At 56.1% G+C, this 15,199-nt stretch carries 14 protein-coding genes and 2 pseudogenes; 4 read left to right on the top strand and 12 right to left on the bottom strand.

Features of this window, described 5'->3' with window-relative positions:
• Positions 1 to 244 (bottom strand): annotated as a pseudogene (locus GA0061102_RS17855) (IS110 family transposase); the annotation flags it as partial.
• 120 nt (positions 245 to 364) lie between these two features.
• Here GA0061102_RS17855 and GA0061102_RS17860 point away from each other — a divergent pair.
• Positions 365 to 852: pseudogene (locus GA0061102_RS17860) on the top strand (IS5 family transposase); the annotation flags it as partial.
• 617 nt (positions 853 to 1,469) lie between these two features.
• On the opposite strand, the gene GA0061102_RS17870 reads toward GA0061102_RS17860, so the two are convergent.
• Genes GA0061102_RS17870 through GA0061102_RS17885 form a run of 4 tightly spaced genes read right to left on the bottom strand, consistent with a single transcriptional unit; the run spans position 1,470 to position 6,367 of the window.
• Positions 1,470 to 2,642, bottom strand: coding sequence for a glycosyltransferase (locus GA0061102_RS17870; protein WP_245298046.1), 1,173 nt, complete (start codon positions 2,640 to 2,642; stop codon positions 1,470 to 1,472).
• Positions 2,639 to 3,775, bottom strand: a complete 1,137-nt coding sequence (gene wecB, locus GA0061102_RS17875) for a non-hydrolyzing UDP-N-acetylglucosamine 2-epimerase (protein WP_092851654.1) — start codon at positions 3,773 to 3,775, stop codon at positions 2,639 to 2,641. Before wecB ends, GA0061102_RS17870 begins: the two co-directional genes overlap by 4 nt.
• Positions 3,768 to 5,357 carry a polysaccharide deacetylase family protein gene (locus tag GA0061102_RS17880; protein WP_092851657.1) on the bottom strand — a complete coding sequence of 530 codons (1,590 nt, stop codon included), beginning with the start codon at positions 5,355 to 5,357 and terminating at the stop codon, positions 3,768 to 3,770. Before GA0061102_RS17880 ends, wecB begins: the two co-directional genes overlap by 8 nt.
• Positions 5,354 to 6,367, bottom strand: a complete 1,014-nt coding sequence (locus GA0061102_RS17885) for a phenylacetate--CoA ligase family protein (RefSeq protein WP_245298047.1) — start codon at positions 6,365 to 6,367, stop codon at positions 5,354 to 5,356. The genes GA0061102_RS17880 and GA0061102_RS17885 overlap by 4 nt, the downstream gene beginning before the upstream one ends.
• Between GA0061102_RS17885 and GA0061102_RS33560 the strand changes: the two genes are divergently transcribed.
• Entirely contained in the window at positions 6,368 to 6,784 is a 417-nt protein-coding gene (locus GA0061102_RS33560) for a hypothetical protein (protein WP_245298048.1), read from the top strand. It abuts the gene before it with no gap.
• Positions 6,785 to 6,793: 9 nt separating this feature from the next.
• Here GA0061102_RS33560 and GA0061102_RS17890 read toward each other — a convergent pair whose 3' ends face one another.
• From GA0061102_RS17890 to rfbB, 6 genes are all read right to left on the bottom strand, one after another.
• The gene (locus tag GA0061102_RS17890) at positions 6,794 to 7,771 is read right to left on the bottom strand and encodes a glycosyltransferase (protein WP_092851661.1); all 978 of its coding nucleotides are present in this window, start codon (positions 7,769 to 7,771) and stop codon (positions 6,794 to 6,796) included.
• The gene (locus tag GA0061102_RS17895; protein WP_245298052.1) at positions 7,771 to 8,847 is read right to left on the bottom strand and encodes a glycosyltransferase; all 1,077 of its coding nucleotides are present in this window, start codon (positions 8,845 to 8,847) and stop codon (positions 7,771 to 7,773) included. Before GA0061102_RS17895 ends, GA0061102_RS17890 begins: the two co-directional genes overlap by 1 nt.
• A gap of 32 nt (positions 8,848 to 8,879) precedes the next feature.
• Positions 8,880 to 9,626 carry an ABC transporter ATP-binding protein gene (locus GA0061102_RS17900; RefSeq protein WP_092851665.1) on the bottom strand — a complete coding sequence of 249 codons (747 nt, stop codon included), beginning with the start codon at positions 9,624 to 9,626 and terminating at the stop codon, positions 8,880 to 8,882.
• A gap of 3 nt (positions 9,627 to 9,629) precedes the next feature.
• Positions 9,630 to 10,466, bottom strand: coding sequence for an ABC transporter permease (locus tag GA0061102_RS17905; RefSeq protein ID WP_092851668.1), 837 nt, complete (start codon positions 10,464 to 10,466; stop codon positions 9,630 to 9,632).
• A 117-nt stretch (positions 10,467 to 10,583) separates the two neighbouring features.
• Positions 10,584 to 11,471, bottom strand: a complete 888-nt coding sequence (rfbD, locus tag GA0061102_RS17910; RefSeq protein ID WP_092851672.1) for a dTDP-4-dehydrorhamnose reductase — start codon at positions 11,469 to 11,471, stop codon at positions 10,584 to 10,586.
• On the bottom strand, positions 11,468 to 12,526 hold the full coding sequence (gene rfbB / locus GA0061102_RS17915; protein WP_092851678.1) for a dTDP-glucose 4,6-dehydratase: 1,059 nt from the start codon (positions 12,524 to 12,526) through the stop codon (positions 11,468 to 11,470). The genes rfbD and rfbB overlap by 4 nt, the downstream gene beginning before the upstream one ends.
• Positions 12,527 to 12,629: 103 nt before the next feature.
• On the opposite strand from rfbB, the gene rfbC reads away from it, so the two are divergent.
• A complete protein-coding gene (gene rfbC / locus GA0061102_RS17920; protein ID WP_092851683.1) occupies positions 12,630 to 13,181 on the top strand; it encodes a dTDP-4-dehydrorhamnose 3,5-epimerase in 552 nt (183 codons plus the stop codon).
• Between the two features lie 34 nt (positions 13,182 to 13,215).
• Here the strand turns inward: rfbC and rfbA are convergent, their stop codons facing one another.
• A complete protein-coding gene (rfbA, locus tag GA0061102_RS17925) occupies positions 13,216 to 14,100 on the bottom strand; it encodes a glucose-1-phosphate thymidylyltransferase RfbA (protein ID WP_092851685.1) in 885 nt (294 codons plus the stop codon).
• A gap of 189 nt (positions 14,101 to 14,289) precedes the next feature.
• Here rfbA and GA0061102_RS17930 point away from each other — a divergent pair, with 189 nt between their 5' ends.
• A complete protein-coding gene (locus GA0061102_RS17930; protein WP_092851687.1) occupies positions 14,290 to 15,198 on the top strand; it encodes a hypothetical protein in 909 nt (302 codons plus the stop codon).
• The last annotated feature ends 1 nt before the right edge of the window (position 15,199 follow it).

Below are 15,199 nucleotides of genomic sequence, written 5' to 3' on the forward strand. Positions count from 1 at the left end.
AGTCATAACCCAGTGCTGAAAGCTGACGATACAATCCGTAGCCTGTCGGGCCGGCCTCATAGCAAAAGCACAGGCGTCCGTGACGTCCGGCAAGCTTGTCGACAAATTTGCGCACTGCATCGGCACGGTTGGCGATTTCGCCGTAATAGCGAACCTCGCCTTTGCGGCCTGCTTCCGCCAGACCGATCGCGATTTTTTCCTTACTCACATCCAAACCAACGTAAAGTGCGATATCATCGACCACGGCTCGTCTCCTATGTTTGAGGCTCTGGCTCTGCAGCTAACCCTCGTTCTGAACATAATGCGAGACGAGCCACCCTGCCGGCCAAGGACATGGGGTCTCAAGGTAGCAGGAGGTGCTGCCTTGAGTGATTTGCTGATGTTGACGCCGGAGCAGATGCTGCGGATCGAACCATTCTTTCCGCTGCCGCACGGGGTGCCGCGCGTGGATGATCGCCGGGTGCTGAGCTGCATCCTGTTCGTGATCCGCAACGGCCTTCGCTGGCGGGATGCTCCTGCCGGGTACGGTCCGCACAAAACCATCTACAACCGTTTTATACGCTGGAGCCGATTGGGTGTGTTCAACCGTATCCTGACCGAACTGGCAGCGCAAAGCGGCGAAACGGACAATCTGATGATCGATGCCACCCATCTAAAGGCGCACCGCACCGCCGCCAGCCTACTCAAAAAGGGGCTCTACCCCGATGTATCGGACGCAGCCGAGGCGGCCTGACCACCAAGCTGCAGGTCGTGTGCGATGGCAAGGGGCGCCCGCTGCTGCTTCACTTGGCCGAGGGGCAGGCCAATGATCACAAGACTGCTGCCGCAGCGATCGAAGACTTGCCTCGCGCCAATGCCCGAAGGGTCTGACCGAGAATGGCATCGACGAACTTCAAAATCTACTCGCAGACATGCGGACGTGGGAAGGTGGTATCCGCCAGTTCCTCGTCGATGAGCACTGCGATCCCGAGATGATCGAACGCGTCATGGCCGATGAAATGAAACGCGTCCAATAGCTTCCATCCCTCGACCACGCAAAAATACGTTCGCCGGATGCTCACGAAGTTCCATGGCATGAGGGCGTCTAAATGATACGTGGGATTGCCTACTCGCTTACGTTCTGATGGAAACCCGACAAAGTGAAGGGCGCATTGAAGGCGATGCCGATCAAAGCGGATCGGCGCGACGCTGAAGGGATTGCCCGACTGCTTCATCTGGGCTGGTTCAGGCCTGTACATTGCAAATCCGTGTCGGCACAGCGAGGTTCGCTGCGTGGCCGGAGAAAGATTGCGGACCGTCAGTCCTCGATCATCCGGCGACGCAGAGGGCTCATCTCAGCCATCTGGATCTCCTGTCTGAAGGATGGGTTTGCAACACCCAAATCCTCTCAGACAGGAGGCATCTCTCAAAGCGGCACCAATTGCCGCGACTAGCGGCTTAGTTCAATCCGCAGGTCAGAGACATTTTCTTCATATCAGTGCAAGCATTCGATCCAGTCGCGCTTCCCAGCTAAAATCTAGAAGCTTTGGATCATGCAGTCCGATAGCCTCAGGCGGTGATGTAAGTATTTTTTCGGTGCTATAAATCCACTCCGTTGGATCGCTCGCTATGGCAACTTGATCTTTGATATCGGCAAGCGCGCCTATGGCTGTGGAGATGATGGGTCTCCCCGCCGCCATATACTCATATAGCTTCATCGGGAAAACACCCGACATATAACCTGTTGTTAGGTTAGGGAGAACTGCAATATCTGTCCCGCGCAAATAGTTCGGCAGCGTGTCATAGGGCCGGTACCCAAAAAAATAGACGTTGGGCAGTTCTTTCAAGCGGCCAACGACTGGGCTTTTTTGTCCCACCGGCTCGTCTCCTATGAAGATCCAATTCCAGTCGGGCCGCGCAATGGCGCATTGTTCCACGAGCGAGAAATCGAGCTTGTAGTCAGACAAAACTCCTGTGTAGCACAGCTTCGGCCCACTAATTCTAGCCAACTCTGCAGGGATTGCTCCAGTATGTCGCGCCTGCGAAAAATGCTCGATATCGGCGACGTTGCGCTCGTAGATACTGCGCTCTCCGGCCACGGCCGCACAGTGAGACTGAAGATAGGGGCTTGTCGTAAAGACACGATCCGCTCTTTCGAGAAGCGTCAACTCTGCTCTTCGAAACGTATCGGCGTCCACGCCGGGGATGGCGGCGAGGTCGTCGACGCAGTGGTAAATTGTGGACCGCACCGGCAACCCGTCCATGATGCCGTCAATATACGGGTGATAGGTCCATACGATAACATCATCACCATTGGGGTTGCGCTTCAGCCATTTGCGGATCGCTGAGCCAAGCAGCCACCGATTGAAAGCGCGGACAAATCTACTTTTGTGACCGAATGGAATTGTCAGCGGTGCATAGACCCAGAGCGTTTGGCCAACTTTCTTTGGGGGAATGAACGCTCTGTTCAGGCGGTCCCATATGCGGAACAGATCACGCGCATTGGCTCTAGGGGCACGAATTCCGGGTGACTCGATATAGAGTATTTGATGGCCTCGCTTGGCCAAGCGATCGGCGATATGCTGCTTGTTCGTCCAGTAAGGTGCCGCCCAATCCGCTGTCGAAAACATGATGAATGTCAGTCGTTTATCGCCACCGATCACCGCAACGGCTCCTTCGACAGGATGTCGACGATCCGCGCAGCCGCATTGCCGTCCCCGTAAGGATTGGGTCTTCCGGCCAGCATCGCCTTGCGATGAGACCGCAGCCAGGAACTAGCCAGGGAAACAATATTTTCCTGCTCGATTGGCACCAGACGAGAGAAGCCGGCGCGTACCCCCTCTGGCCTCTCTGTCGTCCTGCGCAACACGATCACCGGCACGCCGAATGAAGGAGCCTCTTCCTGCAATCCACCTGAATCCGTCAGCACCAGTTCCGCAGACGAGAGACAAAAGAGAATATCTGCATAGGGCACCGGATCCGCCAGCACGACATTCTCGATCCCATTGAGCCTTGGCATCACCAGCGCGCGCACATTTGGATTTAGGTGCACGGGAAAAAAGAACGTGTGATCGGGGAAGCGGTCGGCAAGCATGGCGATCGCGTCGACAATGACATTGAGGTCATGCGCAAAGCTTTCGCGCCGGTGGCACGTCACGAGCACGAACCGTCCCTGGCTTCGCGCCACCCGCTCCCTGACGGCGGGCGACACGTCACCGGTGGTCACTCTGCCTCGAAGCTCTTCCAGCGCATCGACGACGGTGTTGCCGGTAACGAAGACTTTGGATGGGGGGACGCCTTCCTTCCGCAATTGTCGTGCCGACCGCTCTGTCGGCGCAAAATGCAGGGTAGCCAATGAGGTGACGAGCTTGCGGTTCATTTCCTCCGGAAATGGATTGTAGCGTTCATAGGTCCGCAGACCCGCTTCCACATGACCAACTGGAATCTGTGCGTAATGTGCAGCCAATGATGCAGAAAGAACCGTCGTCGTGTCCCCTTGAACAAGGACGACGTCCGGTCTTGCAGCTTGAAAGATCTTTTCGCATGCGCCGATCGCAGCCCCTGTCAACGAGGCAAGCGTTTGATCGGGCTGCATGATGTCCAGATCGACATCCACGGAAAGCCCGAAGCTAGTCAACGTTTGGCGCAACATCTCACGATGTTGTCCCGTTGAGACCACCGTACAGCGAAAAGTCTCCGGCCGCGCGCAAAGCGCCTTAATGACCGGCGCCATCTTGACTGCCTCAGGGCGCGTGCCGACGATGACCATGACATGACGCACGCCGATTTCAGCCATCGACAAAATCCGCCAATGCCATGGTGGCGCCGCGCCAACGGACAGAGAATGCGAGACCTGACGGGGGGGCAACCGCGGTACCTTCCGTCAGTCCAAAGCCTTTATTCGTTTCCCGCATCGTCAGGCGCATCTTGGCCGCGATCCAGTCCAAAGTATCCTCTTCATTGAGCCAAAGGATCGGACGACCCGCCATCTCCAATTCGATATGGTCGATAAATTCACAGTGCCGCGACAGGCGATGCTCCTCAGACCCCCAACCGTAGTCGTAGCGCAGCGAGAATGGATGATCGAGATAGCCAAACAGGCTCCCGGCGGTAACCGCCACCGTGAACGCCTGCTTGTTGATCGCCAATGGATCCCCTTCCCTCAGAACACAATCACCATGCAACATGCACTGTTGGCTGTGCGTAACAACCCCCGACCTGTCACCCGGTATCGTCCCCCCCTTGGCCATCAGCATCTCCGGATCGTTGGCGATGATACCGCCAATGAAACCTTGCAGCCCCGCGCGCTTCAGCGCTTCCGGTACGTAGGCCGGATTCTGATGGAAGGGCGATACGGCATAGCGCACGGTCAAGCCCGGCAGGCACTGCTCGAGCCAGTCCGAAGAGGTTCGCGCTTCTATCTCGCAGGCTTCACCGGAGCCTCCCCAGCGGGGTGCATGCGTCACGGAGTGCGAGAGAACAGCGCCGCCGGCATCCAGAACCTCCTTCATCAGCGCGACGTGCTCGTCCTTGTCTTCCTGAGCAGTTTTGACCGCCACCGAGAACGGCAGGCCGCGCGCACGGTAGAGTTCGAACAAGGGCCGCGCCGACGCAATGTCTTCATCGCAATCTAGGCGCATCGTCACTGCCGCGTCATATCCGTGCGGAATTTCCCCAATGACCGGTATGCACGGCCTGTCCTCGTGCCGCCAATCCGCGATGAACGCCTCGATCACGGCCCATTCGGCGCTGTCAACCGGACCCACTGGACGATTCCACCAGAGGATGGACGCCGTCTCGTTCTCCAGCAAGGTAACGAACGGCAGATCCTCTGCAACACCGGGTGCAGAAGCGACCGCGAGCGTCGTCGCGCTGAGTGCTTCAATCGTCATCGCAATGGACCATGGACCGCCATCGGCCGTGATCCGTCCGTATCCTAGGTTGTTCCATTCGTCAGCATAGTCAAACCGCAAGAAAGGTCGTGATGAAAATGGTGATGCATTCGCGAGGGGATGCTTGTTCCAGTTGACCACTGCCGATGATCGCGTCGTCGTATAGATTGGCGTCGGCGGGCACGCCGCCGCATCGGCCCATGCGGAAGCCAGGGGGCCTGGCGCGGCCAGCCCCGCCAAGGATGCGACCTTGTCGGGCAAGCGACCAAATAGCAGAACTTTGGCGTTTGACCTAGCAGCCGCAGCGACCAGGGGCGCTTGATCCACCCGGGGCGAGATGAAGACGTAAACATCACCGTCCCCAATTGTCGGCACGGGATCGTCGGATGCCACCATCACCAGACCCCGGGTCACCGATCGGCGGAATGCTTCTGCGACGGTCTCGGTGGCCGAACCATCAGGTCTACCTGCAAATACGGTGATCATTGGCCCGATGCCTCTTCTGGTACGAAATGCCTGAATTTTTGGCGCAAGCCGACCAGCTTCAGGTCAGCTGGCGTGATGAACTCGACTTCGACATCGTCGGCCCACCACGAGGCAATGCGTTCCCGGATTGCGTTTGTGTCGGCGGCATCCTCCGGCACAAGCCGAAACACCGGTTTGCCATGGAGCATCTGAATCTGGAATTCCCGAATGCCACCGACGCGATCAAGCACGTCCTGGATAAAGTGGGTGGGGAGGGGCGTGCCACCCAGCATAATCACGTCGTGAACTCGGCCAACCATACGGGGAATGACGATGCCGTTCGGCTGCTGCGCCAGGATAGCGTTGTCGCCGGTGCGATAACGCAACAGCGGCATCATCCTGTTGAAAAGCGGCGTTATCACCAACTCACCGCTGCGGGCACCTTCAGGGATATCCGAAAGTCCTGTTTCTTCTTCGCCCCGCAACTCCGGCCATGCGAAAAACTCGTAAAATCGCATGTCGGAATTCTTTGGATCGATCTGGTAGGCGATGACGCCCGCTTCGGCCAAGCCATAGCGATCAATCACCTGACATTGCAGCACCCGTTCGATGCGCTCCCGCTGCCGCGCCTCGAGCAACTCGCCGGAAGATTCGAAGATCTGGAACCCTTTGTCCTTGCCGCGGGTTGCCTCGACATGGGCTGCGAGTTGATCGGCGGTAGATGGATGGGCGTGCGCCAGATGAGGCCGGATTGACTTGATTCTGCGCCAGATCTGTTCGAGTTCCTCGCTTGCGAATGTCGCGAAGAAGATATTGTCGCGGTTCATGGCAAAGCACTTCACATGCTCGCGCATGCGGTCCCGCCATGGAAATACCTCCGGAAATTTCGAGGCGAAATGCAGCTCGCTGCGCCAGTGCGTGTTCCCGACTCGACGACGGCTTTCCTGGGTGATGGCAGAAGACCAGTCGGCCGCCTCCTGATCATAGTAGATATGAGCGGACGGTCCGGTCGAACCGCCGGTCTTGGCCACATGAATCCGCATGCCGTCCCGATCCTCGCGCAGCAGCCTTTGGCCCTGTTCGCGAATGACATCCTTCGTCAGATATGGCAGATCCTCGATATATCTGGGGTCGGCAGCCACCTTGGCTGGATCGAAGCCGATCGAACTGAACAGATCACGATAGTACGGCACCTTGGCGCCGGCAAAGAGGATCGTTTCGGCAAGGCGCGCAGCCGCGCGCGCACGCCGCTCTGCAAATGGGCGGTCGATCTCTTCTCTGGCCCATCTCGTTTTGCTGCGAATATCGCGAGCCTCGTAGCGCTCTGTGAGAGGGTAGACGATGACCGTCGCCAAGGCCCCGCGAATGCCGTTCCGAAGAGCGCTAAGAATCATTGTCTTCCAGCCTTTGAAATTCCGCGTGAAATGTGCCGTGGTAACGGCAAATAGTCTCGCCTGTCAACGCGCAGCCGCAAGCCTGTGGTAGAGTTCCAGCAACGGCTCGACGGCGCGATTCCAGGTAAAATTCTTGTTTACGTGGCGCCGCAGCTGCTCCGATGGTGGCGATTCTACTGCCTTTATCAACGCAACGGCAATTCCCTCTACATCGTCGCTGTCGACATACAGAGCATGATCTCCAAAATACTCGCGGGTGGAGCCTTCGCCGGTGACCACGAGCCGCGCACCTGCAGCCGATGCCTCCAAAGCAGCAAGGCCCGGCGTTTCCAACGTCGAAGGGAGACAGAAAACCTCGCAAGCAGCATATGCAGACCGCAGCAACGGGCTATCGTGATCAAGTGCGCCCAAATGGCGGACATTCGGACCGGCCTCAGCGAGACAAGCCTCACCATATTCTGCGTCTCGGATATGACCAAAGAGTATCAATGGCTTGCCGGCCTGCTTTGCTGCGCGGATCAACGCCAACTGGTTCTTGCGTGGCTCTATATTGCCGACATTGAGCACAAACGGCCCGTCAACCTCGAAGGCGGAGCGGAAAAGTCCAGGGTCAACCGGCTCTCCGAACCACGGATCGCAGGCATTGCGCACCGTGTGGAAGCGTTCGCGCGATAGACCGAGTATGGTCGAGATACGGTCGCTTTCTACATCGCCATTAGTAACGATCGCATCGGCCAAGGAAAGCTGCGCGGCGATTTCGGCGATCGGGTAGAGATGCTTAGTTTCTTCCGTCAGCCAGAGGCTGGCGGAAATGACGAGGGGAATGCCCCGCGCCTTCGCGTAGTTGCACAGATGTACGGAGCCGCCCATACACGAGAAAAAATGAAATATGTCCGCCTTGTCGAGATCGCCACGCCAGGGATCGTGCCGCACGACATCCGCGCCGGCGTTCAACAGATACTGTTCATATTTCAGGAGCTGGATTTCGCCACCGCCCGGCGTTTCGAACGCCCAGGGATAAGTCGCATAGACAATCTGCATCAGGCCGCTCCCAAGCCGTCGATAGCAGTCAGGACAAGCCTGCCGTCTGCCTCTGTCCGCAGTTCCTCAAAGCGTTTCTTCCGCAAGGAGGCGTGGCCAGCGTGGTCGCCATCTATAAGAAAAGCCGCGATCGCCGCTGCCGCCGCTGCCTTGTCATCCTCCGGAATCAGCAATGCCGCAGACCCCAACACTTCCAATATTGCGGGAACGGGAGTTACGAACATCGGTTTATCAAAGGCCAGCGCATCGAGGGCGGGCACGCAGAACCCTTCGTGAGACGAGTGCGCGATGCAGGCCGTCGTCATTTCATAGAGCGCCTTCAATTGGCGATCCGATATGCCGTGATGCAAGGTGACAGGCACGCCATGGGTTTCCTCAATGGCCTTTGCGTGCTCCTTGATGAGGTCGACATAGGGGCCTGTTGCAGGACCACCGACGATATCGAGCGCGATCGGCATTTTCAGCGCCGCCAGCTCTCCGGCGATTTCGACAATATCTAGAACGCCCTTATGTGCAACGATACGTCCCACGTAGAGGATATGCCGCCTCTCCGAAGCAGCCGGGAGATCTTCGGCCTGAACAACGTTCCAACGGTCAGCTCCGATAAGCGGCGGGCAGATGACAATTCGGTCCTTGTGACGCGCCAGAGCATCCGCGTCGAACGCCTCGAACAGACAGTTCGCCGTTGCTTCAGAATTGGCCATTATGACATCGAACTTGGCGAGAAGCGGACGCTGTTCGAGGCCCAGCCGGCAGTTTTCGATTGTGCGCTCGTCGGCACGATCAATCAATTCAGGCGGTGTGACATTGTGAAAATAGGCAATCTTGGTATTCGATAGAGCGATAATATCGTCGAGCGCAGGATCGAAGATCGAATGATTGAAAAAGATGATATCCTGGGGCTGGACTGCCGTCCAGAATGCCGACCGGGTTTCAACAATGTGAGGCTCTTGAACGTCTGTATGTTCAGCCCAAAGCCGAACACTGCGCCCTGCTTTCTCCGCTAGAATGGCGATCTGCCGTGCGAAGCTGCCGACGGCGTCGTTCAAAACGATATCCCGGGCATGAATATGCACTGTGCTCAAGGCTGTTCTCTCTATATTATGGCTCAGCTAACCGCAGTTGCAGGCGTCTCCGCACTATCAACCTTCCGCGCCGGCACGACAGCTTCATCGGATTTGATATGCCCCTGTTCCAGCCGCACGATGCGTGTGCAAACGCGCTCAAGCATTTTCATGTTGTGGGATGCAATGATGAGGATCTTCGAACGGGAAACCAGATCCTCCATGCGCCTCTCGGCCTTCTTGGAAAAGGTTTCATCAACGACGCTCAGCCATTCATCCAGAAGAAGGATCTCCGGTGAGAACGCCGTCGAGACCGAGAAAAGCACGCGCATCAGCATGCCCGAAGAGAACGTGCGCAAGGGCATGCGGCGCATCTTGTCCTCTAGGTCCGTGAACTCCCAGATTGAATCGACAAGCTCTTTCGTTGGTTTGATACCATCCACGCGGAGCAAGAGCTTGATGTTGTCCTCGGCCGAAATTTCCATATTGGCGCCGATCGCAAGCCCGAGCAAAGGCGTCATCTGACCGGTGACGGAGATGTTGCCGCCGGATATTGGAAAAATACCCGCGATCGTACGCAACAGCGTTGTCTTGCCGGAACCGTTTGGTCCGTACAGCCCGATGCGTTCCCCAGCTTTGACTTCAAAGTCGATCTCGTGAAGGGCGCGGATGACCGTTGTTTTCTCCGTAGATCCGCCCGCGGCGGACAGCAAAAGCCTTTTCAGAGACTTGTCGTTCAGGTCGTAGATCGGATAGTCAAGCGTGACTTTCTTAAGCGTGATCGTAGCCATTGTTCAGATCCAAAAAGCTGCGTTGCGCAGGCGCGTCAGCGCATACCAGCTCAACAGGGCAAGAATTGCGAGGATTCCCAGCGACACGATAAAACTATGCCAAGGCATGGCGCCGTTCAACAATGGCTCCCGCCAGATCGCGAGCAAATGCACGACGGGGTTATAGTGCAGCAGATAGTCGCGACCCGCGACGACATGCGGTTTCCACATGATTGGAGACGCAAGGAAGGCCAAGTTCATAGATGACTCGACCAACGGCTGCACGTCGCGATAGCGTGTGGCAAGTGTTCCTGCCACGAGCGATAGGCAGAGCGTGACCGCCATGAAAATGATCAGCCCTGGAAGAGCCATGAGGAGACCGAGGAACGTAGCCCCCCCGAGAAAGATGAAAAGAGTAATAGGAACGACGATATTGTGCGCGAGAAACAGCAGATGCCGGAAAAAGCACTGGACATAGAAGACATAGGCGGGCAGCCCTCGATCCTTGATGAACCCACCCGCACCCAACAGGGTCGTCGTCGCATTGTTGGTCGCACCGGCCAAAAAGTTCCACATGACGAAACTGACTGCAAAATAGGGCAGGAAGTCGTGAACGGAGACGTTCGATATAGCGCTAAAGACAAAGCCAATGCAGGCTGCGAAAATTGCCGTTTGAAGCGTGATCCAAAACGGGCCGATCACCGATCTGGCGTAGCGGTGCCGCACATCGTACCAAGCCAGGAAATACGCCAACTTGATGTTGTTATACACCCCAGGTGGCGATTTCTGTATCCGCAAGGACTCAGTCGGTTCAGACCACGACGGATTCAACGGGTTCGTCGCCTGTGTCTCAACTAACATATAAATTATCCTCTTCTCGAGATCAAAAGCATCCGGTCATCCATCCCACACGCTCCAACTAATGAGCAAATGGGAGCAAAAGAAGGCCTCGGCTTTCCTGCCTTGATGCAGGAGCGATCACCCCCTGGCTACCGCCAACCGCTGTAGACAGTGGGCTAAAGAGCCGCGCCAGTGCGGAGCTTCAATTTCCAGCACGCTGGCGATCCGACTGCAATCAAAACGTGAATTGACCGGCCGTCTCGCGGGCGTCGGATATTCGGCAGTTGAGATTGCCGTCACACGGTCGGGCACTACCCATCCGTGCGCTGTTGCTTCGGAGAAGATTGCCTCGGCAAACCCATGCCATGTCGTATATCCCCGACCGGCGAAATGAAACGTGCCCGCAACGCTGCGCGAGCGAGCCTTTGCTATCTCAACAATCTTCAAGCAGGCCACGGCGATATCGCCCGCATAGGTCGGATTGCCATGCTGATCGGCGACTACGCGCAGTTCCTTGCGCTCCCCGCCGAGGCGAAGCATCGTCTTGACGAAGTTGCTTCCGCTCTCGTGAAAAACCCAGGCGGTGCGCAGGATGGTGGCTGCCGAATAGGCCTCACGCACTCGCTTCTCGCCTTCGGCCTTGCTGAGACCATAAGTGCTGATCGGCGATATCGCATCGTCTTCGGTGTAGGGCGTCGTTTTGTCGCCCGAAAAGACGTAATCTGTGGAGATATGCACAAAGGGGACGTCGAGCTCCCTTGCGGCCTGCGCGACGATCGCTGGGGCATCCGCGTTCAGCCGCATCGCCGACGCAGCATCGCTCTCCGCTTTATCCACAGCGGTGTAAGCCGCAGCGTTTACGATGGCTGACGCTCCCGACTTCATGATCGCCGCATATGTCTGGTCGAGATTCGAAAGATCGAGCTCGCTCCGCCCCCACGCAAACCATTCGAGGCCACGTTCCTCGGCAAGTTCCGCAAGGGCCGTAGCAACCTGTCCATTCTTACCCAAGATTAAGAGTGTCAATTTGCTTTCGCCTTATAGAGAGCCTCGGCAGCATCCTTGTGCGGCCGCCACCACCACTCGTTGGAAAGATACCACAAGATGGTGGCACGCAGACCCTGGTCGAAATCATATTTCGCTTTCCAGCCAAGTTCGGTTTCGATCTTCGTTGCATCTATTGCATAGCGGTGATCGTGACCAAGGCGGTCGGTTACGTAGGTGATCAGGCTCTCATACCCCCCTTGCGGCGCAGGAGGCCCCAACTCGTCCAACAAAGAGCAAATGGTGCGAACGACATCGACGTTGCGGCGCTCGTTGCGCCCACCGATATTGTATTTTTCACCAAGGCGGCCCTTCGTCGCCACAAGCCACAGAGCGGAAGCATGATCGTCCACATGCAACCAATCGCGGACATTGTTTCCGGCGCCGTATACCGGCAACGAGCCATGCTCCAGCGCGGTCGTGACCATGCGGGGGATGAGCTTTTCCGGAAACTGGAACGGACCATAATTGTTTGAACAATTCGAAATGACAATCGGCAGGCCGTAGGTATGATGCCAGGCATTGACCAGATGGTCCGATGCAGCCTTCGATGCAGAATAAGGTGAGTTTGGCGAATAGGGCGTCGTTTCCGAGAAAAGTCCGTCGTCGCCCAATGTACCATACACCTCGTCTGTGGAGACATGCAGAAAACGGAACTCCGTCTGCTCGGCCGCTGCGAGTGCCGACCAATAGGTGCGGACGGCTTCTAGAAGCCGGAAGGTGCCCACGATATTGGTCTCGATGAACGGCGCCGCCCCATCAATAGAACGGTCGACGTGAGACTCCGCCGCGAGATGCAGAATGATCGACGGGCGGTGGCGTTGCAGGGTTTCACCCACGAGCTCACTATCACCGATGTCACCTTGAATGGTCGAGAACCGCGGATTTGATTTGATGGAGTCGAGCGAGCGAAGATCACCAGCATAGGTCAACAGATCCAGATTGACCACATCGTAGTCTGTTTCGCCAATTAAATATCGACAGACTGCTGATCCTATGAAGCCCGCTCCCCCGGTGACCATTGCTGTTTTGCGCATAAAGCTCTCCACACTACCTTGTACTGAAAGGAGTGTCCCTATATCGGATCTGTAGCCACGTCAAAGCTGCTAGCGCGATCGCCGTCTCCAGGAAAGGAAAAAAATGAACTTCAAGGCTATTCCACAGGCTATCCCAGACGTCCTGCTCTTGGAACACAGGGAATTCGGAGACGATCGCGGCTCGTTTACTGAGACGTATCGCGCCTCCGCGTTTCAGGAACTTGGGTTGCCGCAATTTGTACAGGACAATCAATCACGCTCTTCAAAAGGAGTCGTCCGCGGCCTGCACTATCAGGTCAATCCACACGCGGTCGGAAAGCTGGTCCGCTGCGTTCACGGGCGGATATTCGACGTTGCCGTTGACCTGCGGCTGGGATCGCCGACCTACGGCAAATGGACGGGTACGGAGCTTGCCGGCACAGACAACCACATGTTTTACGTCCCAGAGGGCTTCGCACATGGCTTCTTAGCGCTGGAAGATGATACTCTCGTTTCTTACCGGCAGACGGGATACTGGGATGCCGCGTCAGAGCGATCGCTTCTATGGAACGATCCTGACGTTGCTATAGACTGGCCCAAACTTTCCGTGCTGCTTTCGCCAAAGGATGCCACTGCCACGAGCTTTGCCGACGTCGATCACAATTTCAGCTACTAGACGGTGGACCAGTCCAATTCCTCGTACACAGAAACTATCGCGGAATTAGGCTCAGCAGGTACTTTCCATAGCCGCTCGACACAAGCGGATGAGCCAGTTGTTCGAGCTGCTCGTCATCGATGAAGCCCATGCGCCAGGCGATTTCCTCAATGCATGCGATCTTCTGGCCCTGGCGTTTTTCGATCGTGTGTACGAATTGGCTTGATTCAAGAAGACTATCATGGGTCCCGGTGTCAAACCATGCGTTGCCGCGACCGAGCTTCTCGACGAAAAGCTTCCCTCTCTGCAGATAGACGTCGTTGACCGTTGTGATCTCAAGCTCACCGCGGGAAGAGGGCTTGATGCCTTTCGATATCTCGATGACGTCGTTGTCGTAGAAATAAAGCCCGGTAACGGCGAAGTGACTTCTTGGATTCTTCGGCTTTTCGACGATGGAGATCGGGGTTGTCTTATCTTCGGCAAACTCGACGATCCCGTAACGCTCCGGGTCGCTTACGGAATAGGCAAAAACGGTCGCACCGGAATCCCGCTCGCTCGCCTGCCGCACGCTCGTGCCCACGCCGGTGCCATAGAAGATATTATCTCCAAGCGCGAGGGCCGCGCACGCATCGCCGATAAAGCGCTCCCCAATGATGAAAGCCTCGGCAAGACCGCGCGCCTCCGCCTGTATCGCGTACTCGAAACGCATACCCAGCGTTTCGCCGGATCCTAGCAATTCCTGATAGAGGGGTAATGCACTTGGTGTGGAGATGATTAACACCTCTCTGATTCCGGCGATCATCAACGTACTGAGCGGATAGTAGATCATCGGCTTGTCATACACCGGCAGCAACTGCTTGCTGACTGGGATGGTCGCTGGATAAAGCCGTGTTCCCTTGCCGCCGGCGAGGATGATACCTTTGTATTTTGGCTGTAGCATATTTACCGTGTAGCAATTAGGTTGTTGGCGCTTCTCGCGGCGAGCATTGGTACTTGAACCCAATGGTCATTGCAACGGTAGGACATCGTGGATTCTGGAATGAATGGCCTCGTCGATGGACAAGTCCGCTAGGAGTCACTAAATCATTGACCACATCCAGCGCATCAGGAACTAGGACCGACTTCGTTCATGAAAACCCGTCTTCTCCAGAATTGTATCTTCGACAAGCATTTCGCTCAGGTCCAGAAGGGGTTCGAACCGCTTGATTTTCGGCACAATCCTGAACCAGGCTTGCGCGAATTCCAAATCTTCCGCGAAATATATGCCAATGGCAGTTACAAGAGCGCTGATATCGTCGGCGCTGTATCGACGCGTTTCCAAGGCAAAAGCCTCTTAGACGGGATTGAGGTGGACTCGTGGATTCAGGACAATCCCGGATACGATGTATATGTAGTCAACCCGTTTCCACAATTTGCCTATACACACAAAAATTTGTGGCAGTTTTCCGAAAACACCAGGGATCCAAATTTTACGCAAAAGACACAACGCGTCCTGGATAAGGCCGGCTTGAAATACGATTTGGCCGCACAGGGGCACCACGCTAACAATATACTTTCTTGCTGTAGTTATTGGTTTGGAAATTCACTATTTTGGGAACAGTATATGGAAGAAATGATCCTTCCAATACTCAATCTTTCCCAGGATGATCTCGGTCAAGAGCTCTATTCATTTCTGCATGAAACGCAGGATTATTACGGAGTAGCTGCCCATGGTTGCGGTTCCCTTCCGTTTGTTCTTGAGAGAACGGTATCGATATTCCTCGCAAAGCATCTTGAAATAAAGGCTCTATTCTATCCTGCCGACAGGGAGAGAATCTACGATTGCTGTTTGTTCCAATTTGAGCGCGATCTTGTTCGACTCTTTGGCGATAAGGTGGACCAGTGGGACAAGGAGGGCGGAAATTCCGACGAAATGGAAACATACTTCCAGATGTCGTCGCGAATGTGCGGAAGCGGCTGGCGCCTCCACTTCAAGTTTTTCCCGATGTCATTTGAAAATGGCAATCCTCGGCCGGGTATGCCTTGGTTCCAGCAGTGAC

The organism is Martinezella miluonensis, from assembly GCF_900094545.1.
GTDB classification, from domain to species: domain Bacteria; phylum Pseudomonadota; class Alphaproteobacteria; order Rhizobiales; family Rhizobiaceae; genus Rhizobium; species Rhizobium miluonense.

Coding starts and splice junctions, on each gene's coding strand:
- GA0061102_RS17930 (WP_092851687.1), top strand. CDS start 14,290: ATGAAAACCCGTCTTCTCCAGAATTGTATCTTCGACAAGCATTTCGCT.
- wecB (WP_092851654.1), bottom strand. CDS start 3,775: ATGGCTGAAATCGGCGTGCGTCATGTCATGGTCATCGTCGGCACGCGC.
- GA0061102_RS33560 (WP_245298048.1), top strand. CDS start 6,368: ATGAATCCGCATGCCGTCCCGATCCTCGCGCAGCAGCCTTTGGCCCTG.
- GA0061102_RS17905 (WP_092851668.1), bottom strand. CDS start 10,466: ATGTTAGTTGAGACACAGGCGACGAACCCGTTGAATCCGTCGTGGTCT.
- rfbC (WP_092851683.1), top strand. CDS start 12,630: ATGAACTTCAAGGCTATTCCACAGGCTATCCCAGACGTCCTGCTCTTG.
- GA0061102_RS17890 (WP_092851661.1), bottom strand. CDS start 7,771: ATGCAGATTGTCTATGCGACTTATCCCTGGGCGTTCGAAACGCCGGGC.
- rfbB (WP_092851678.1), bottom strand. CDS start 12,526: ATGCGCAAAACAGCAATGGTCACCGGGGGAGCGGGCTTCATAGGATCA.
- GA0061102_RS17880 (WP_092851657.1), bottom strand. CDS start 5,357: ATGATCACCGTATTTGCAGGTAGACCTGATGGTTCGGCCACCGAGACC.
- GA0061102_RS17900 (WP_092851665.1), bottom strand. CDS start 9,626: ATGGCTACGATCACGCTTAAGAAAGTCACGCTTGACTATCCGATCTAC.
- rfbA (WP_092851685.1), bottom strand. CDS start 14,100: ATGCTACAGCCAAAATACAAAGGTATCATCCTCGCCGGCGGCAAGGGA.